Source organism: Vibrio genomosp. F6, from assembly GCF_005146325.1.
Lineage (GTDB): Bacteria > Pseudomonadota > Gammaproteobacteria > Enterobacterales > Vibrionaceae > Vibrio > Vibrio cortegadensis.
In genome coordinates this window covers 63,629-79,383 of sequence record NZ_SYUT01000024.1, presented here as the reverse complement: position 1 = coordinate 79,383, position 15,755 = coordinate 63,629, and the positions used below count along the sequence as shown (strand labels likewise).

At 41.1% G+C, this 15,755-nt stretch carries 9 protein-coding genes; 5 read left to right on the top strand and 4 right to left on the bottom strand.

Features of this window, described 5'->3' with window-relative positions:
• Positions 1 to 204 precede the first annotated feature (204 nt).
• On the top strand, positions 205 to 2,928 hold the full coding sequence (locus FCV43_RS09370) for a DUF2339 domain-containing protein (protein WP_136994994.1): 2,724 nt from the start codon (positions 205 to 207) through the stop codon (positions 2,926 to 2,928).
• Between the two features lie 78 nt (positions 2,929 to 3,006).
• On the opposite strand, the gene FCV43_RS09365 is transcribed toward FCV43_RS09370, so the two are convergent.
• Entirely contained in the window at positions 3,007 to 4,857 is a 1,851-nt protein-coding gene (locus tag FCV43_RS09365) for an ABC transporter ATP-binding protein (protein ID WP_017052387.1), read from the bottom strand.
• Between the two features lie 351 nt (positions 4,858 to 5,208).
• Between FCV43_RS09365 and FCV43_RS09360 the strand changes: the two genes are divergently transcribed.
• Entirely contained in the window at positions 5,209 to 5,592 is a 384-nt protein-coding gene (locus FCV43_RS09360) for a DUF3319 domain-containing protein (protein WP_136994993.1), read from the top strand.
• Positions 5,593 to 5,675: 83 nt separating this feature from the next.
• Here the strand turns inward: FCV43_RS09360 and FCV43_RS09355 are convergent, their stop codons facing one another.
• On the bottom strand, positions 5,676 to 8,429 hold the full coding sequence (locus tag FCV43_RS09355; protein ID WP_170961635.1) for an insulinase family protein: 2,754 nt from the start codon (positions 8,427 to 8,429) through the stop codon (positions 5,676 to 5,678).
• Between the two features lie 281 nt (positions 8,430 to 8,710).
• Positions 8,711 to 10,672 (bottom strand): glycogen debranching protein GlgX, encoded by a 1,962-nt coding sequence (glgX, locus tag FCV43_RS09350; RefSeq protein WP_136994992.1) that lies wholly within the window; start codon positions 10,670 to 10,672, stop codon positions 8,711 to 8,713.
• A 457-nt stretch (positions 10,673 to 11,129) separates the two neighbouring features.
• Here glgX and FCV43_RS09345 point away from each other — a divergent pair, with 457 nt between their 5' ends.
• The 3 genes from FCV43_RS09345 (at position 11,130) to FCV43_RS09335 (ending at position 14,322) form a co-directional block, all read left to right on the top strand.
• Positions 11,130 to 12,401, top strand: a complete 1,272-nt coding sequence (locus tag FCV43_RS09345; RefSeq protein ID WP_170961634.1) for a carbohydrate porin — start codon at positions 11,130 to 11,132, stop codon at positions 12,399 to 12,401.
• Between the two features lie 107 nt (positions 12,402 to 12,508).
• A complete protein-coding gene (locus FCV43_RS09340; RefSeq protein ID WP_240697150.1) occupies positions 12,509 to 13,381 on the top strand; it encodes a MalM family protein in 873 nt (290 codons plus the stop codon).
• 74 nt (positions 13,382 to 13,455) lie between these two features.
• Positions 13,456 to 14,322 (top strand): alpha/beta hydrolase, encoded by an 867-nt coding sequence (locus FCV43_RS09335; RefSeq protein WP_136994989.1) that lies wholly within the window; start codon positions 13,456 to 13,458, stop codon positions 14,320 to 14,322.
• A gap of 134 nt (positions 14,323 to 14,456) precedes the next feature.
• Here FCV43_RS09335 and FCV43_RS09330 read toward each other — a convergent pair whose 3' ends face one another.
• Complete coding sequence (locus tag FCV43_RS09330) at positions 14,457 to 15,431, bottom strand: DHH family phosphoesterase (protein WP_136994988.1); 975 nt, start codon at positions 15,429 to 15,431, stop codon at positions 14,457 to 14,459.
• Positions 15,432 to 15,755: the final 324 nt, after the last annotated feature.

Sequence of the window (15,755 nt, the reverse complement as noted above, 5' to 3'; positions counted from 1 at the left end):
ATTAGAATAATTAATTTATTGATATCGAGGTTGATATGAAGAGATATAACGGTTGTAGTTCGGTATTTATTCCATTCTCTTTGTCGAGACATATTAAAGTTAAACTATATTGGTACAATGAAATATTAATATCAGTCGTTTGATGTACAGCCTAATAAGTTCGTGGATTAAATGATTAATCGTGATACGTCATAGGAAGCTAACATGGATGAAGTTGTGCTGATTATCGGATTGGTGGTGATAGCGTTGCTTGTGAGCCCTATCGTTGCCATAAGAGCTTTGATAGAAACAAAACGCTTAAGATCGGCTTTGTCTCAATTGAATGAAAAAGTGGATCGACTAACGGAGCTGAAACGTGGTGTGTATACAGAGAGGCAACCTTCAAACTCTATAGAAGACGATGTTTATCAGCGAGAAGCGGAGTCAGCGATAGATACTGCTGATCGCTTAGGAGCGAATGAAAGCTCGCCAATGGTTGACTCATTGCAATCCGCAGTTAATGACACTCCTGAAGTTAATCTAGAATCGAAAGTTATCGTTTCAAACACCACTAACAATTCACGTCGTCCTCTCAATCCATTAGAAAATTGCAATCAAACGGAAGTTGGATTTGGACAACAGATTGTCGCCCACTTAAAACGGAACTGGTTAGTATGGATCGGTGGGTTAGCTCTTGTATTTGGTATCGGGTATTTAGTGCAGTTTGTTGGAAGTCGAATTGAAATCTCACCTCAAGGGCGCATTACCGGAAGCTTGATATTGTCAGTGGCTATTGTTGGTTTTGCGGAGTGGTTACATCGACAAATACAGGCGAAGAGGTGGCGTCTTGTTGATATTCCTAATCAAAATTATATCCCAGCAACGTTTGCAGCCGCAGGGATGACCGGTATTTATCTCACGATTGTGTTCGCGACGGTGATGTATCAACTTGTTCCAGAGTCATGGGCTTTGGGTCTTATCGCATTAACCGCTTTGGTCTGTTTGACTTTAAGTTATCGGTTTGGAAGCTTAATGGCGATCTTAGGGCTAATTGGTGGTTATACGGCTCCTTTCTGGGTTGGTGAAGGGACGCCTAATTTCTATGTGTTCATGAGCTATATCAGCATGGTAACGGCTGCTGGATTATATGTGCGCCCGCGAATGAATGTTCCTTGGTTGTCTTTGTTTATTAGCTTGGCTCATATTGGATGGCTTGGGCTGATGAGTTCCGCCATTGAAACCGATAATTTAACACTTTGGGTTTCGCTATTTTATCCCTTATCCACCTATTTATTAGTGCTTGTGCCTCATCAGGGTTGGGCGCTAAAAGTACCGTTTCGCCAAAGAGTACCGCGGACTTGGTATCACCCTGCAATCATTGCGGGGATGATTGGCGCGCTGATACTTATTGCAGAATCACATCTTCCACTGAGTAATTTTACGCTCTTTTCTTTAGCTATCACTCCCTTTGTCATGTTGCTATTGCCTGCTGTTCGTCGAGGCTATTCAAGCCGTGAGTCCCAATTATTATCATTGGTTTCAACGGTCATTCTCACTGCTGTATTGCATCTACATTTATTGAATACGCCAGAGTCCCTTTTATCAGTGCTTGGGGTGTTAGCTCTCTGGACTGTGCTTCTTGTATTGCGTTCTTATAGACAGTTTTCAGCCAGTTATCGTTCCACATTCAGTTATTGGTGGGCGGTATCTTGCGGTGCATTAATGCTAATTGGTATATTGGTTTATGTGGAAGGAAATTATCCAGACAGATTGTGGCTAACAAGCCTTTTTGCTCTTGGCGGATGCTTAGGACTCGGTGGATTGGCAAAAATGGAACCAAGATTGCGTTCGGACCTTTCAGCGTCAATTCATGCTGTACTGTTGGTACTTAATTATATTTGGTTCTATGGCGAGGTGTTCACTGCTCTATTAGCGTTACAAGTTTTGGCAATGACTCTTCAAATGGTTCTTTCTTACGCTGTGTTGCGTGATGTTGTCGTTAAGATTGCCGTCTCACTATTGCTCACTCGTTTAAGCTTATTACCTGTGATTGAGTCGTGGCAACAAGGGCTTTCGCCACAAGGTTGGGTCGCGGTAGCAAATTGCTTACCTGCGATTGTCATATTAGGTTTCGCATTAAAAATGATGCGTGAGAAAAGCATTGCATTAGCGGATTGGTTTGAAGGCGCACTCGTTCATGTCATTGCTATCTTTGTCTTGATGCAAAGTCATTACTGGCTGACTGGTAGCTTTGTAATATTCGATAAACTTGATTTAACGAGTGTGAGTTTCTGGTTAATAGAGGCGCTTGTATTGGTTGGTGTCTACAGTTACCGCCAGCAGTTTAGTCATACAATGCATTATTTCTATCTATGCTACCGTTACGCTCTATTATTGGTCGCTCTGATATGTATGTTTTTACTCAACACTCAGTTTATGCCGTTATCGGCAGATACCGTGTCGGCTACAGCGATACCAATGTTTAATGGTTTATCTCTGGGTTGGTTACTTCCAGGCGCCGCGCTTATTATTTTAGCTTACCGAAATTGGTGCCCTGAGCCGGTACAACCTCGTTGGTTATATGTTGTAGGTGGTGGGTTGCTCGCGTTATGGCTTGCATTATCAATTCGCCAATTTTGGCAAACAGAAAGCATGTCGATATTGGAAACAACCAGCATGGCGGAATGGTTAACTTACTCTGCTGCATTAGTCATTTTGGGAGCGTTATGGACCTACATTGGTGTGGTTCGTCAAAAATCTGCTCATCAAACTTATGGCTTGATTGTTGTGGGGCTTGCGGTGGTGAAAGTCTTCATTTCTGATGTTAGTTATTTGGATGGTATTTGGCGAGCGGCAAGTTTCTTAGGGCTAGGCTTAGCTCTTATTGGTCTAGGGTGGCTGTTCCAAACACTTAAAAAGCGTCATGGCGAGGCTGAACTCGAAAAGTAGTGGCTGACTAAAAGGTAAAAAAATGGCGACCATAAACGGGTCGCCATTTCAATTAGCACTAACTAATGGTTTGCATTACTAGTTGCTTCCACTGACATCTAAGTTCTCGCCAATAAAACCACCAGTTTGATGAGCCCAAAGTTGGGCGTAGATGCCACCTTGGTTGATTAACTCTTGGTGTGAACCTTGTTCTACGATATTGCCTTTATCAAGCACGATTAAGCGATCCATTGCGGCAATTGTCGATAGGCGGTGAGCAATGGCGATAACCGTTTTGCCTTCCATAAGTTCAATTAAGCTCTCTTGAATGGCGGCTTCGACTTCCGAATCTAACGCTGAGGTTGCTTCATCTAGGACGAGCAATGGTGCATTTTTGAGAAGAACTCGTGAGATCGCAATTCGCTGACGCTGTCCGCCAGACAGTTTAACACCTCGTTCACCCACTTGAGCATCATAGCCAATATTTCCGAATGGGTCGGTCAGCGTTTCAATAAATTCATGAGCGTGAGCTTGTTTCGTCGCAGCAAGTAAAGCATCTTCTCCGGCATCGGGTTTGCCATATAGAATGTTTTCTCGGATCGAACGGTGCAGTAAAGAGGTATCTTGAGTGACCATTCCGATATTGCTACGCAGTGAATCTTGAGTGACATCGGAGATCACTTGATCATCAATACGGATCTGACCGCCTTCAACATCATGGAATCGGAGTAACAGGTTAACTAAGGTGGATTTACCTGCGCCTGAACGTCCCACTAAACCGACTTTTTCTCCGGGCTTAATATTGAGGTTAAGGTTATTGATCACCCCTTTATTCTCGCCATAATTGAAGCTGACGTTATCGAATACAATGCCACCCTGAGGTACTTCGATAGGTTGAGCATCGGGCTTGTCTTGTATATCGATAGGCTTTGATAGCGTTTTCATGCCGTCAATTACCGTACCCATATTCTCAAACAGTCCGCCAACTTCCCACATGATCCATTTCGACATACCGTTAATACGCAAGGCCAAACTGATCGCGATCGCGATGGCACCTATAGTGATCGCACTGTCCATCCACAGAGCAATGGAAATCGCGGAGATGGAGAACACAAGTAGATAGTTCGCTAGTTCAACACAGACGTTAAAACCTGTGACTAAGCGCATTTGTCTATGAACCGTATCTAAGAATCCTTCCATTCCCTCTTCTGCGTATTCTGTTTCACGTTTACTGTGAGAAAATAATTTCACGGTCGCAATGTTGGTGTAACTATCGACAATTCGCCCAGTCATTAGTGATCGGGCATCCGCTTGTTCTGACGAAACGGCTTTAAGCTTAGGAACAAAATAGAATTGAATCCCAAGATAAATCCCTAGCCATATCAGCATTGGTGCCATAAGTCGCCAGTCCGATTGCGCAAGCATAAAAATGATGGCAGTGAAATAGACGGTCACGTAGATAAAAACATCGACGGCTTTCATTACCGTTTCTCTAACGGCGAGCGATGTCTGCATTACTTTGGTTGCAACGCGCCCGGCAAAGTCGTCTTGATAGAAAGAGAGACTCTGTTTTAGTAAATAACGGTGAGCCAACCATCGAATCGACATTGGGTAATTGCCAAGCAACGTCTGATGGATAAGCAATGAGTAAGCGGTGATCATGATTGGCATGATCACGAGCAGCAAAATGCCAAGACCAATCAATGTGGAGCTATTTTGCTCTAAAAAGGTGTCGGGGTTACTCGTCGATAACCAATCAACTAATTGTCCCATAAAGCCAAAAAGTGATACTTCAATTATCGCAATACTCATACTCATTACTGCGAGAATAGCTAACGGTTTTTTGAATCCTTTGGTGTAATGAAGACAAAATGCCAGAATCCCATTGGGGGGCTGTTTAGGATCATCTTGTGGGAAAGCCTGAGTAAAGCTTTCAAATAACTTATACATATTTAATTCCTAACGTTATTTTTACTATTACGAAAACGTTCAAATTGGCTTCAAGATGGAGGAGGCAAAGGAATCGCGCGGATTTTCGTAAATTAGATAGGCTTATCCTATATGCAATATGTTCGGAATGTAACCATTTGATTGCATTATTCTTGGTATTGATTTACGTCGTAATCGAACTTCTGCTTTTGTATTGAACGACTGGTGTTGACGTGAGGGTGGGTAATAAATGACCAGGTCAATATGACAAATGCAATATGATAAAAAACCGTGGTACAGATCTTTTTCTGTTCTGCTGTACGGTATATAATCCAACCAATATCCGTTATTAGAATTAAAAGATTATATATCATGGCCATTGCAAACTATCGGGGCTTTAATTTTAAGCTTGCTAATCAGTCAGCAAGTGTATGGAAGGTTAAGATCAAAGGGCAGATACTGACTGGTAATATTTCTGAATTAAAGAAGAGTATTGATTGGTGGTGCGATACGGCATCTGTTGTCGACCCTCAAGAGTTTGCGATCCAAAATGAACGGTACAAAAAAACCAAAGCTCAGCCGAGAAATGAACATTACAACGGCTTTTTGATTAAGAACGACAGTGATGATGAAAAGGCATGGTACTGCATGTTCAACGGTCGGTTGATTAAAGGAACAAAAACGGCGATACAAAAGCATATTGATGCGTATTTAGCTGCTAAACAGAAGGCTGAAGCTGGTTTAAAATCAAATTGACCTTGTTCTTTCTGCTGGATAAGTGGCATTGACTCTGGTGTTCAATGCCACATACATATTTGCGAGTAATTGAGCTTAGTCAGTTAACTTTTTGGTCGCAGAATATTTTTGCTTTGCCAAGTGCTGCTACCAAAGGCCATCTTTGCTCTGTTGGATAGATCTTCTTTGCTAATCCCTTTTGCTGTTCCTTCCAAATCTAAGAATTCATCAAAACCATAATTGTGAACCAGATAGCGAGTCATCGACCAAGTGTAGAGTTTCTGGTTGTTTAATTCTGAAGTCATATCCTTCATTAACTGTTTCGCAGCGATCTCCACTTCTTGATTAGACACACCAAGTTGAATGTCCGAAACGACCTTATCAATGGCCTTTTCTATCATGGCTTCATTATGTGGAGCAACTTGTGCTCCTATTAGCCAGTCGCTGTTTGGCTCACTATCTTCCATTAAAGTCATAACAAACGGGGCGTAGTCTAAGCTCAACTCTTCGCGAACGTAGGCCGTTAGACGCATTGTGATAATACGCTGTAGCATATCGTCCATAAAAATAGTTTTTGTCGACCTTACTTCGGGCTCAGTCGAAATGACTCGCAATAGATACTGAGAGCCTTTTTCATTATTGATATCCATTTCAATTCGAGGTTGATATTGTGGTTGATAAGCCACGTTGAAATCAACCTTTGATGCTTTCTCTAAATCAATCGAGGCCACATACTGACGAAGTAGAGGCTTTATTTCAGATGGTCTGAGGCTGGCGGTAATGACCATCTGGTAATTCCGATTTTGTTTGAATAGCTGTTTATGCGCTTCTTGTAATTGCTCTTGGTTTACAGCAGTGATGCTTTCACTGGTGAGCATTATGTGGCTGCTTGTTGGGAGGTAGCTATTACCATTAATACTCTGAGCAAACTTTCCGGCAGGGCTATTTAAATAAGCATTACGGTTTTGAGTGAACTCTTGCTTGACTGCTTCCAGTTGTTTTTGATCCAATTTCAAGTCAGATATTAGATTGTATAATGCGGCTAGACTTTCGGCTAAATTCTCTTTTTTCGTCGTAATATCAACCCCTTGTCGAGTTTGAGTAACATAGGGCACGATCTCTATATTTTTCTCTGTTAAATGAGAGTTTAATTGAGCGCCACTAAATTGCCCAAGTCCACTGCGCGAGGCCACAGGGATCATAAGCTCTGTGGCAGCGAATAATTCTGGTTTCAACGACGATTTCCCGCCTAGGCTAGCAATGGATAGGTTGACATCATCACCAGCATCTAGGTCTCGTTGGTACCATACATTGACGCCATTACTGAGAATGAAGTGGGTGAGACCGTGGTGGTTTATTTCCTGAGAAATAATCACCCCCTTTTTTTCTGGGAGGACAAAAGCGGCATCGACATTTTTGACTAACGGTTTCGTTCCCGTTTTTTGATAAGCCGATTTTATTGCCGGAAACGTCGCTTTAATCGATGGTTTGTCCTCACTCTTATCTAGCCCGATTGCCAATTGGTAATCGGAAGATAATAACTCTTCAATATGATGATTGATGAGCTTTAAATCTACGCTCGATAAAAACTGTTTAAGGGTAGACTTCATGTCTAACTGGGATTGGACGACTTGATCAATGACGATGGCATTTGTTTTCCCATTCGCGTGCTCGACAGCATCCATATTTTCCCAATTAGGTTTTATGTACTCTAGCTTGTCTTGGTACGTTTTTAAGGCCGTATTTAATTCGGCATCGGTGACCCCATAGTCGCGTATAGACGCTAATGTGGAAAAGAATAGCGGCTGAACTTTATCTCGATATTGAGAAGGAAAAGAGACATTGGTAATCGAATAATTTTGGTATTCAAGCAAGTAAGAGGTAGAAAATAACCACTGTGCTGGAAGGGCGGAATCTATAAAGACATTGGTCATTCTTTGCTGAATGATCTGCTGAGACATCTCATCAAGCCATTGCTTCATTTGATCTTCTCTGGTGTGAATCACTCGCGAACCACGATTGATAACGATGCTAATACTAGGGGACTCAGTACTTGCGACATAATCAATGAAGTCTGTATCGTTATAGGAGAACTGATTAACTTTGACTGGTGGAGGTGTTGTGCCTTTTTCCCACGTAGCAAAGTGCTTTTTGACGAGAGTTGTTGCTTGATCTAGTGTCACATCACCCGTAATGATAACTTCCGCAATTTGAGGTTGATACCAAGTCTTGTAGAAGGCGTGTAGGTCTTGAACCTGAGTGTCTGATATAGAGGCAGGATTTCCAATAGGATCGTGTTGTTGGTATCGGGAGCCTAGAATCAGATAGTCGTAAAACGTACTTGCAATGGACTTATCCGCTAATCGAGAATAGCGAAACTCGCCTAAAAGAACGCCTTTCTCTTTTTGAATTTCCTCTGAATTGAAATTAATGCCATCGCCTATATCTCGAAACCAAACTAAAGCATCATTCAAACGACTATTATCGGGTAAATCTAATTTGTATACGGTGTCTTGATAGTTTGTATAGGCATTGATATCGGGACCAAAGCTTGCGCCGGCTTGCTCAAATAAATGGATGACATCGTTTTTTGAAAAATGGGCACTACCGTTAAAAGCCATATGCTCGGTAAAGTGTGCAAATCCTGTCTGTTGCGGTGTTTCTTGAAAAGAACCTGCATGTATGATTAAGCGAACCGAGACAGGTTTCCCTTTGTCAGGGTAGATATGGTAACGCAAGCCATTCTCCAGGCTATCGCTGACCCAGTAAGGATCTTCCTTTATTGGTGTCATGGTTGAGGAGGTGCTGCATCCGACCAAAAGGGCGCAGAAAATGAAAGTCAGTATATGTAATTTCATGGAAGTCTCTAACAAAGTTTTTGTTTAATATATAGAGTTAGTGTGTCTGTTTTTTATAAAATACTAGTGGCGTTGTATTTGTGGGATTGGTGGCAAATTTTCTTGTAACTACTTGATTTATAAATTACCATAATGTGTAAATTGTGTTGTTGCTTGTTTTTAATTATCGTTAAATGTTTCCATTCTTCAGTTTTTAGAGGTGTAAAAAAGGCGAGATATAAATCATCTCGCCTTTATGTTTAGATTGATACTATTCGAGCAGACTGATAGTACTGACCCTGCTAATTTTTAGGTCGAAAGTGTAATATAGCCATTGAGGTTGGCGACAACAGAACTTCTCCTTCTGCGTGTCCATGCTGTACATTTCTCAAGTTGGTATCACATATGGTTTCCCAAATTTGATTTTTATCATTTGGTAACTTAAATCTCGCAGGAGCGCTGGTTTGGTTGATTAAGTAAACCATTTCAGCACCATCGCTATCAATACCCAAATGCAGCGCAACAGAGCTCAAACGGTTCCAATCATCATGTTCCATTAAGGTTCCATCAATACGACGCCAAAAAATGCGGTTATTGTTTCTACCTTCTCCACTAAACGCTTTAATGAAAGGCACCATAAACTCTTGGCGTGCCCTGATCATTTCCGATAGCCAGCCTTTGAAATAATCTTTTCTTTCATTGCTCTCCCAATTTAACCAGCTGGTTTCACTGTCTTGGCAATAAGCGTTGTTGTTGCCATTTTGGGTATGTGATAGCACATCAGCCGTTAATATATGAGGAATACCAAACGCAAAAATTAAGCTCGCCATGAAGTTACGTTTTTGTTTTTCACGGGTGGCGATAATAAGCATGTTCTCAGAAGGACCTTCTACTCCGTAGTTTTCTGAGCGGTTATCCCCATGACCATCTCGGTTGTGTTCGCCATTCTCTTCATTATGCTTATGCTTGTAGGAAACAAGATCTTGCATAGTGAAGCCGTCATGGTAGGTAATGTAATTGACGGTCAGTTTATGAGGCCAATTGGCGGCACTGTAGAGATCGCGCGAGCCCATTATTCGAGTGGCAAACTCTTTTAAATAGCCTTGATCACCACGCCAGAAGCTACGGGTAATGTCACGCAGTTTATCGTTACATTCATTCCAGCCAAGAGGGAAATTGCCTACTTGATAACCATTTGGGCCTATATCCCAAGGTTCTGCAATAAGTTTGGTTTCGCGTAGGGTTGGATCTTGGGCAACAGCTTTGAAAAAGGCCGCTTCAGGGTTAAAATTGTCCCCTTGTCTACCTAGAGTTGCGGCTAAATCGAAGCGAAAACCATCAACTTTGAACTCTTTGACCCAATAGCGAAGAGTATCCATCACAAGGTTGAGTGCTGGTTGGTATGTTAAATCAACGGTATTACCGCAGCCTGTAAAGTTGGCATAATGGCAACCGTGTTTAATATATACACGTGAATCTAGAGCTTTCCAGTTGAATACTGGCCCACCTTCACCGCTCTCCGCCGTATGGTTATACACCACATCTAAAATGACTTCGATGCCATTTTTGTGCAGTTCCCGAATGGCTGTTTTTAGCTCAGTTACCGCATCATTTTTAGCATATCTAGGGTCAGGAACCATGAATAAATATGGGTTATATCCCCAATAATTAACCTTATCCATCTCTAATAGATGGGGCTCATGCATGCATGCCGCAACGGGTAATAGTTGGATAGAGTTAATATTTTGTTGTTTGTAAAAGGCGAGCATTTCGGGGCTGTATAAGCCTAAATAAGTGCCTTTTTCGCTTTCATTTAAATTTGGATTCAGCTTAGTTAAGCCTTTTACATGAGTTTCAAAAAGAACGGTGTCTTCTTTGGGAATTCTTGGTTGCTCAATACCTTGCCAATCAAACTTATCGTCAATGACAACACATTTTGGCATAGAGAAGCTTTTTTCTGAGCTATAAGGTGTCTCGTAGTGGAGTGCTTTATCAATGGCTTTAGCATAAGGGTCAGATAAAAGGTGTAATCCCTTTTCTGTTTCAATAATGTAACCATATTTTTGCTGTGCTTTGATGTTTGGAATATGGGTATAACGAATCCCTGCATATTCACCTTCTAAAGGGAAGGTTTCAAACTTATCTTGCTCATCAAATAGAGCAAGTTTTATCGATTTGCATTCCGGAGCATAGATGGAAAAATTACAGCCATTATTGTTGAGCGTAGCGCCAAGTGGATAAGGGCGAGAGAGCGTTTTTGTCATGTTAGGAATTCTTTTTCATTTACTACACGGATAGAACTATTAGTAAAAAGCTTTGTCTCAACAAGGTCAAGCACCTTATTTAGATAAATGTTTATGTAATTAAATTACATTTTTATGAATGGGTTTAACAAAACTATGACTTAGTTATCGTTTTGTCAGGGTATCCGATATAAATCGATCGCCTCCTCCCCCCTGTTTGTGTGATCAAAGCTAAATAAACGTCATTCTGTAATTTATCTCATCCCTAATCATCCCCCTTAAATTTAATTAAGGTGGAGGAAGTCAGCCTTCTCATCCTTGCCTATTATGGACCTCGTTGAAACAACCGGGGACTTGTTCCCATCTTACCTCTTTTTTCGATGCGACCTGTTTACTGCCTTTACAGGATGCATCGCAAAAAGAACCAAAAAATTATAAGTCGTCCATAAATTATAAATCATCCTTGATGGAGTTAAGAATGAATAAAGTAAGTTTAATTGCTGCTGCAGTGGCATCTACATTAGCTGCGGGTTCTGCATTCGCTGCTGCTACTGATACTGTAACTGATGGTTGGGAAGTACATGGTTACATGTCTTCGAACGTTCGTGTTGTTGATGGTACAACGACAGATACTGAATTTGGTCGCCCAGACTACAAAACAGCGGGTACTCACGGTAAAAGTACAAACCAAGTCGAATTCACAATTAAAAAGCACAGTGAATACGAAAATGGTGTTTGGGCTGATTATGTAGTTCGTACCGAATTTGGTAACGGTAACTCTTACGCTTATTCATCTGATGGTGACGAAGCTGTACGTGATGAAGATGGCTTTGCTGTTAAAGAAGCATTTGTTGAGCTAGGTGGTATTCTAGGTGAAGACACTTCTATTTGGGGTGGTCAACGCTTCTTAAACCGTGCTGCGGGTATTCTTTCTGGTGAGTTCTGGAAACAATCTTCAGGTATTGGTGCGGGTATCCAAACTAAACTTGGTGGCAACACTGCTGGTATCGCTTATGTAATGGCTGATTCGATTGATGCTTTTGGTGATAAACATAAAACTGAACCACGTACTACATTATCTTCAATCGATATGTATTACTACGGTGTAGATGCTGGTATTGGTAGTCTTGATTTTGACCTAAAACTTGGTAAGCAAGTGTTAGATGGCGAAAATGATGACGGCGTAGGTGCTTCTGTAACATTAAATACTAGCTACTATGGCCTTGATGGTTGGACTCAAAACGCAATTGCTTACGGTTCTGGTGTAATGCAAAACCGTGGTGTGAACTTTGGTAACTGGTCTGGCGGCAATGATGACGCTGAGTCACTATTCCTAACATCTTACGGTGTACTGAACATTTCAGATAAAGTGCAACTAGGTACAGAAGTAGCCTACTTTACGGCTCTTGACCAACTGTTTGGTGCGGAAGGTCTGACTCGTTACATCGTAGCTGCTCGTCCTTCTTATAAGCTTAATGATAATGTTCGTTTAGAAGCAACAGCTTCATACGGCCATGAAGAAGGTGATGAAGGTTACTGGGGTCGTACTGGCGATGCTGTAGAAAGCAACATCATTAACCTTGAAATTGCAACTGCATTTACAGCTAACTCAGACTACTTTGGTCGCCCACAAGTTAAGCCATACATCAGCTACATTAAAGCCGATGATGAAGCAAGTGCGGGCATTATTGGTATTGAAAACGGCGATGACCAATTTGTATTCGGTGTACACACTGAAATCTGGTTCTAAATCGTTTAGTATTAAGGGCAGCCTTTGGGCTGCCTTTTTGACGTTATGCCCTACAAGTTATAGTTGATGGTTATAACCCACAAGCAACCTATAGTGAGAAAACAATGATTAATAAAAAAAGCTCTATATTAGCCGTAGTGTTAGGTGCCTTACTTAGCGGTTGTGCTTCAGATGCTCAAGTTAAGCTTGAATTGACTCCCCCAACGAATTCTGAAGTTTGTTGTACCACCTATTCTGAATTCCCTTTTGTTCAGCTACAAGATAATGAAGATATTAAATTTGATATCGATTTAGCATCTCCAGTCGGTTCATTTGTTTCTGGTAACAGCCACTTTGCCGCATTTCGCTTCAGTGATCGCTCACAAGAAGTCAAAATCGAATTAGCAAGTCGATTCATTGATGACAGCGTATTTGCTCCGACCGCTCTATTACTTGATGAAAATTTTCAAGTGGTCACTCAATATAAATTAGAAGACTTTCAAACACTGCCATCAAATGCATTTACCAGTACTCGTTACATCGCGAGTTTTCGTGCGGATGCGGCAAAAACGCCATATCTAGTGGTTTACACGCCAGCAGATTTACTGGGAGAAAGCGTTAAGGTTGATCACCCAGCAAAAGTTCGAGCGAAAGAGTTTGGCGAAGTGATGCCGATGGTAACGGATCCTGTTTATACGCATCAACTAGGGGGTAAGTTAGAACTTGAAGTTGAAACGCTTAAGTTGCGCCCATTTAGAGCGATTTCTAAAACGGTTGAACAACCTGTTAAAGTCGTTAAACAAGAACCCGCTGCTAGCGTAGTGAAAGCGAAAACAGCCATTGCCGCTCAACCTGAATCGACGAAGTTTTACATTTCTGCCATTCAAAATGCTGTGAAGTCTAATGATATTCCAAAAGCGCTTAGCTTATTAGATGAAGCGAAAGCGCTGAATATTGAAGGTGCGCAAGAAGCGTTCGTAAAAGCCGTCAATTCAAAATAATTTCACTCAATAATGTGCCTCAGTTTTACTGGGGCATTTTTTTATCTAAAGAAAATGTATTTATGAGGAAAATCATGTCTCATTTTGATCCTAAGCGTCTGCACTGTATTGATGATTTTTTTATGCCGCAACTGAATCGACATCGTGGCATTCATATCTACCTGCCCAATGGTTATGACGATTCTAGCTTGAGTTATCCTGTGATTTACATGCACGATGGTCAGAATGTTATCGATCCTCAACGTTCATCTTATGGCGACAGTTGGCAAGTCCCAGCAACCCTTGACCGTATGCAGAAGAATGGTGAGATCACAGGTTGTATTGTTGTTGCCATAGATAATGGCGCTGAATGCGAAGGGATGGGACGCTTTAATGAGTATTCACCATGGGTTATGAACCAAAAGTTCGACTTACCCAGCCGTGACTCCTCGATTTACAAGTTAGGTGGTGAGGGTAAAGCTTATTGTGAGTTCATTGTGAATACATTAAAGCCTTATATTGATACGCACTTTCGAAGTTTACCTCAGCGTCAACATACCGCGCTTGTGGGAAGCTCAATGGGAGGGTTGATCAGCTTATACGGGGCTATGGATCATTTAGATTGTTTCGGGTTCTGTGGGGTGTTTTCTCCTGCTTTTTGGTTTAACGAAGCGAAGGTTTTTGAATTCATCCGCAAGAAAGAGACTCAATCGACAAAGTCAAAACTGCCATTAAGTATCTATATGGATATGGGAACGAACGAGACGAGTGATGATAGCCGATTGGACTTCTCTGAGGTTTACTTGGATGGCGCGCGGAAAATGAAAATAGAGTTAGAGACCAAGCATTCAAACGTTAGTCTAAGTTATCAAGAAGAAGAGGGAGCGGTGCACAATGAGCAAGCTTGGGCAAAACGTTTCCCTGATATGATGGCTTTTTTTGAGGATGCTAGGACAAGATAAGCGATCTCTGTCTTTGTATAAATTGAAGCGCAGCGAATTACCGCTGCGTTTTTTATCGAGAAGTATGGTATCAGGCGCGAGTCGTTACTTAATAGCGATTTGATGGATTTGTAAATGTGGAGGCATAAAAATCATTAGCATAAAATAAGCTTTGGCCGAATAAGATTGTAAACATAATCTAGCTCTTGTGAGAGTTGGTACATTTCATTGATGATCCCACCTGCCATATGGGCATGGCCTCCACCGAAGCCTATACCTGAATTATTCAGAACACTTCGAATTATTTTTTCTACATTATTGTTTGGACATTCTGAGCGTAACGACAAAAAAGTTTTACCTCTATTTCGTGCACTCAAAATGACCACATCTATTTCATCAACCCCTAATAAGAAGTCACCTAATACTCCTAACATATTTTTAGGGCATCCATCAGGCAATACAGCGAAAGCACAATTCTTCTCTCTTTTCATGGAGGACAGTAAAGCGTCAAACAATTCTAATTCTTGGAATTCAAGTTGATTTCTACAGATACGATTAACCATCTGCATGTCAGATTTAGATTGGAGTTGGATTAATGCCTTCATATCTGCATCGCTGACAGAGCGTGTAAAATTTGCCGTATCGAATGTAAGGCCAACAAGTAAAGCCGTCGCTATTTTCTTTGGTATATCGAGTGAGTAGTAATTAAAGTAATCGACCAGGATTGTTGCAGTTGAGCCGTAGTTTGGTCGTATATCTGAGTACCAAACAAAGTGGGGAGCTTTAACTTGGTGATGATCAATAATGGCTACTTCTAATCCGGGAAGATCGGTTACGTTTTTTTCTCCTATACAGCCATCAACAATGATTATTTTATCATTGGGTGTAAGTGATAATTGTTTTGGGCTGACGGTTGGGATGTTTAGCCAATCAATCAGATTACGTAACGATATCCGATCTATATAACCTTGGTAGGTAATAAAAGGAGAAAACCCGAGCTTTTTTAACAGGTAAGCAAGAGCAAATGCTGATGAGATTGCATCATGATCAGGAAAATCGTGTGCTTGTACTATAATTCGTTCATCGACCTGTAAACGTTTTAAAAAATTATCGAAATTGACTAAATCCATTAGTGCCTCATATCCGTTGGTTTCCAAACTCTGGTCAGCCTTTGTGAGCCTGATTTCTCTTTTTTGAGCTGGTTGAGTTTATATTGGATAATGCCCATTTAGGGAGCAGCGTTAGGTACTAATACATATCCAATTGATTTAGAAAATATATATCAATATCTGATTATTTATAGTGACAGTAAGAGAGTTATGTCCATTAGCTTGATAGAACTCTCATTATATTTTTACTTTATGACTATTTGAGTAGCTTACTGATAGTTAAGTTAATATTAATCATGAGGTTTAGTTAACGCAGCGAATTACCGCTGCGTTTTTTATCGAGAA

Excerpts from the sequence above, each read along its gene's own strand:
- FCV43_RS09360 (WP_136994993.1), top strand. The coding sequence starts at position 5,209 with ATGGCCATTGCAAACTATCGGGGCTTTAATTTTAAGCTTGCTAATCAG.
- FCV43_RS09355 (WP_170961635.1), bottom strand. The coding sequence starts at position 8,429 with ATGAAATTACATATACTGACTTTCATTTTCTGCGCCCTTTTGGTCGGA.
- FCV43_RS09335 (WP_136994989.1), top strand. The coding sequence starts at position 13,456 with ATGTCTCATTTTGATCCTAAGCGTCTGCACTGTATTGATGATTTTTTT.
- FCV43_RS09330 (WP_136994988.1), bottom strand. The coding sequence starts at position 15,431 with ATGGATTTAGTCAATTTCGATAATTTTTTAAAACGTTTACAGGTCGAT.
- FCV43_RS09345 (WP_170961634.1), top strand. The coding sequence starts at position 11,130 with ATGAATAAAGTAAGTTTAATTGCTGCTGCAGTGGCATCTACATTAGCT.
- FCV43_RS09365 (WP_017052387.1), bottom strand. The coding sequence starts at position 4,857 with ATGTATAAGTTATTTGAAAGCTTTACTCAGGCTTTCCCACAAGATGAT.
- FCV43_RS09370 (WP_136994994.1), top strand. The coding sequence starts at position 205 with ATGGATGAAGTTGTGCTGATTATCGGATTGGTGGTGATAGCGTTGCTT.
- glgX (WP_136994992.1), bottom strand. The coding sequence starts at position 10,672 with ATGACAAAAACGCTCTCTCGCCCTTATCCACTTGGCGCTACGCTCAAC.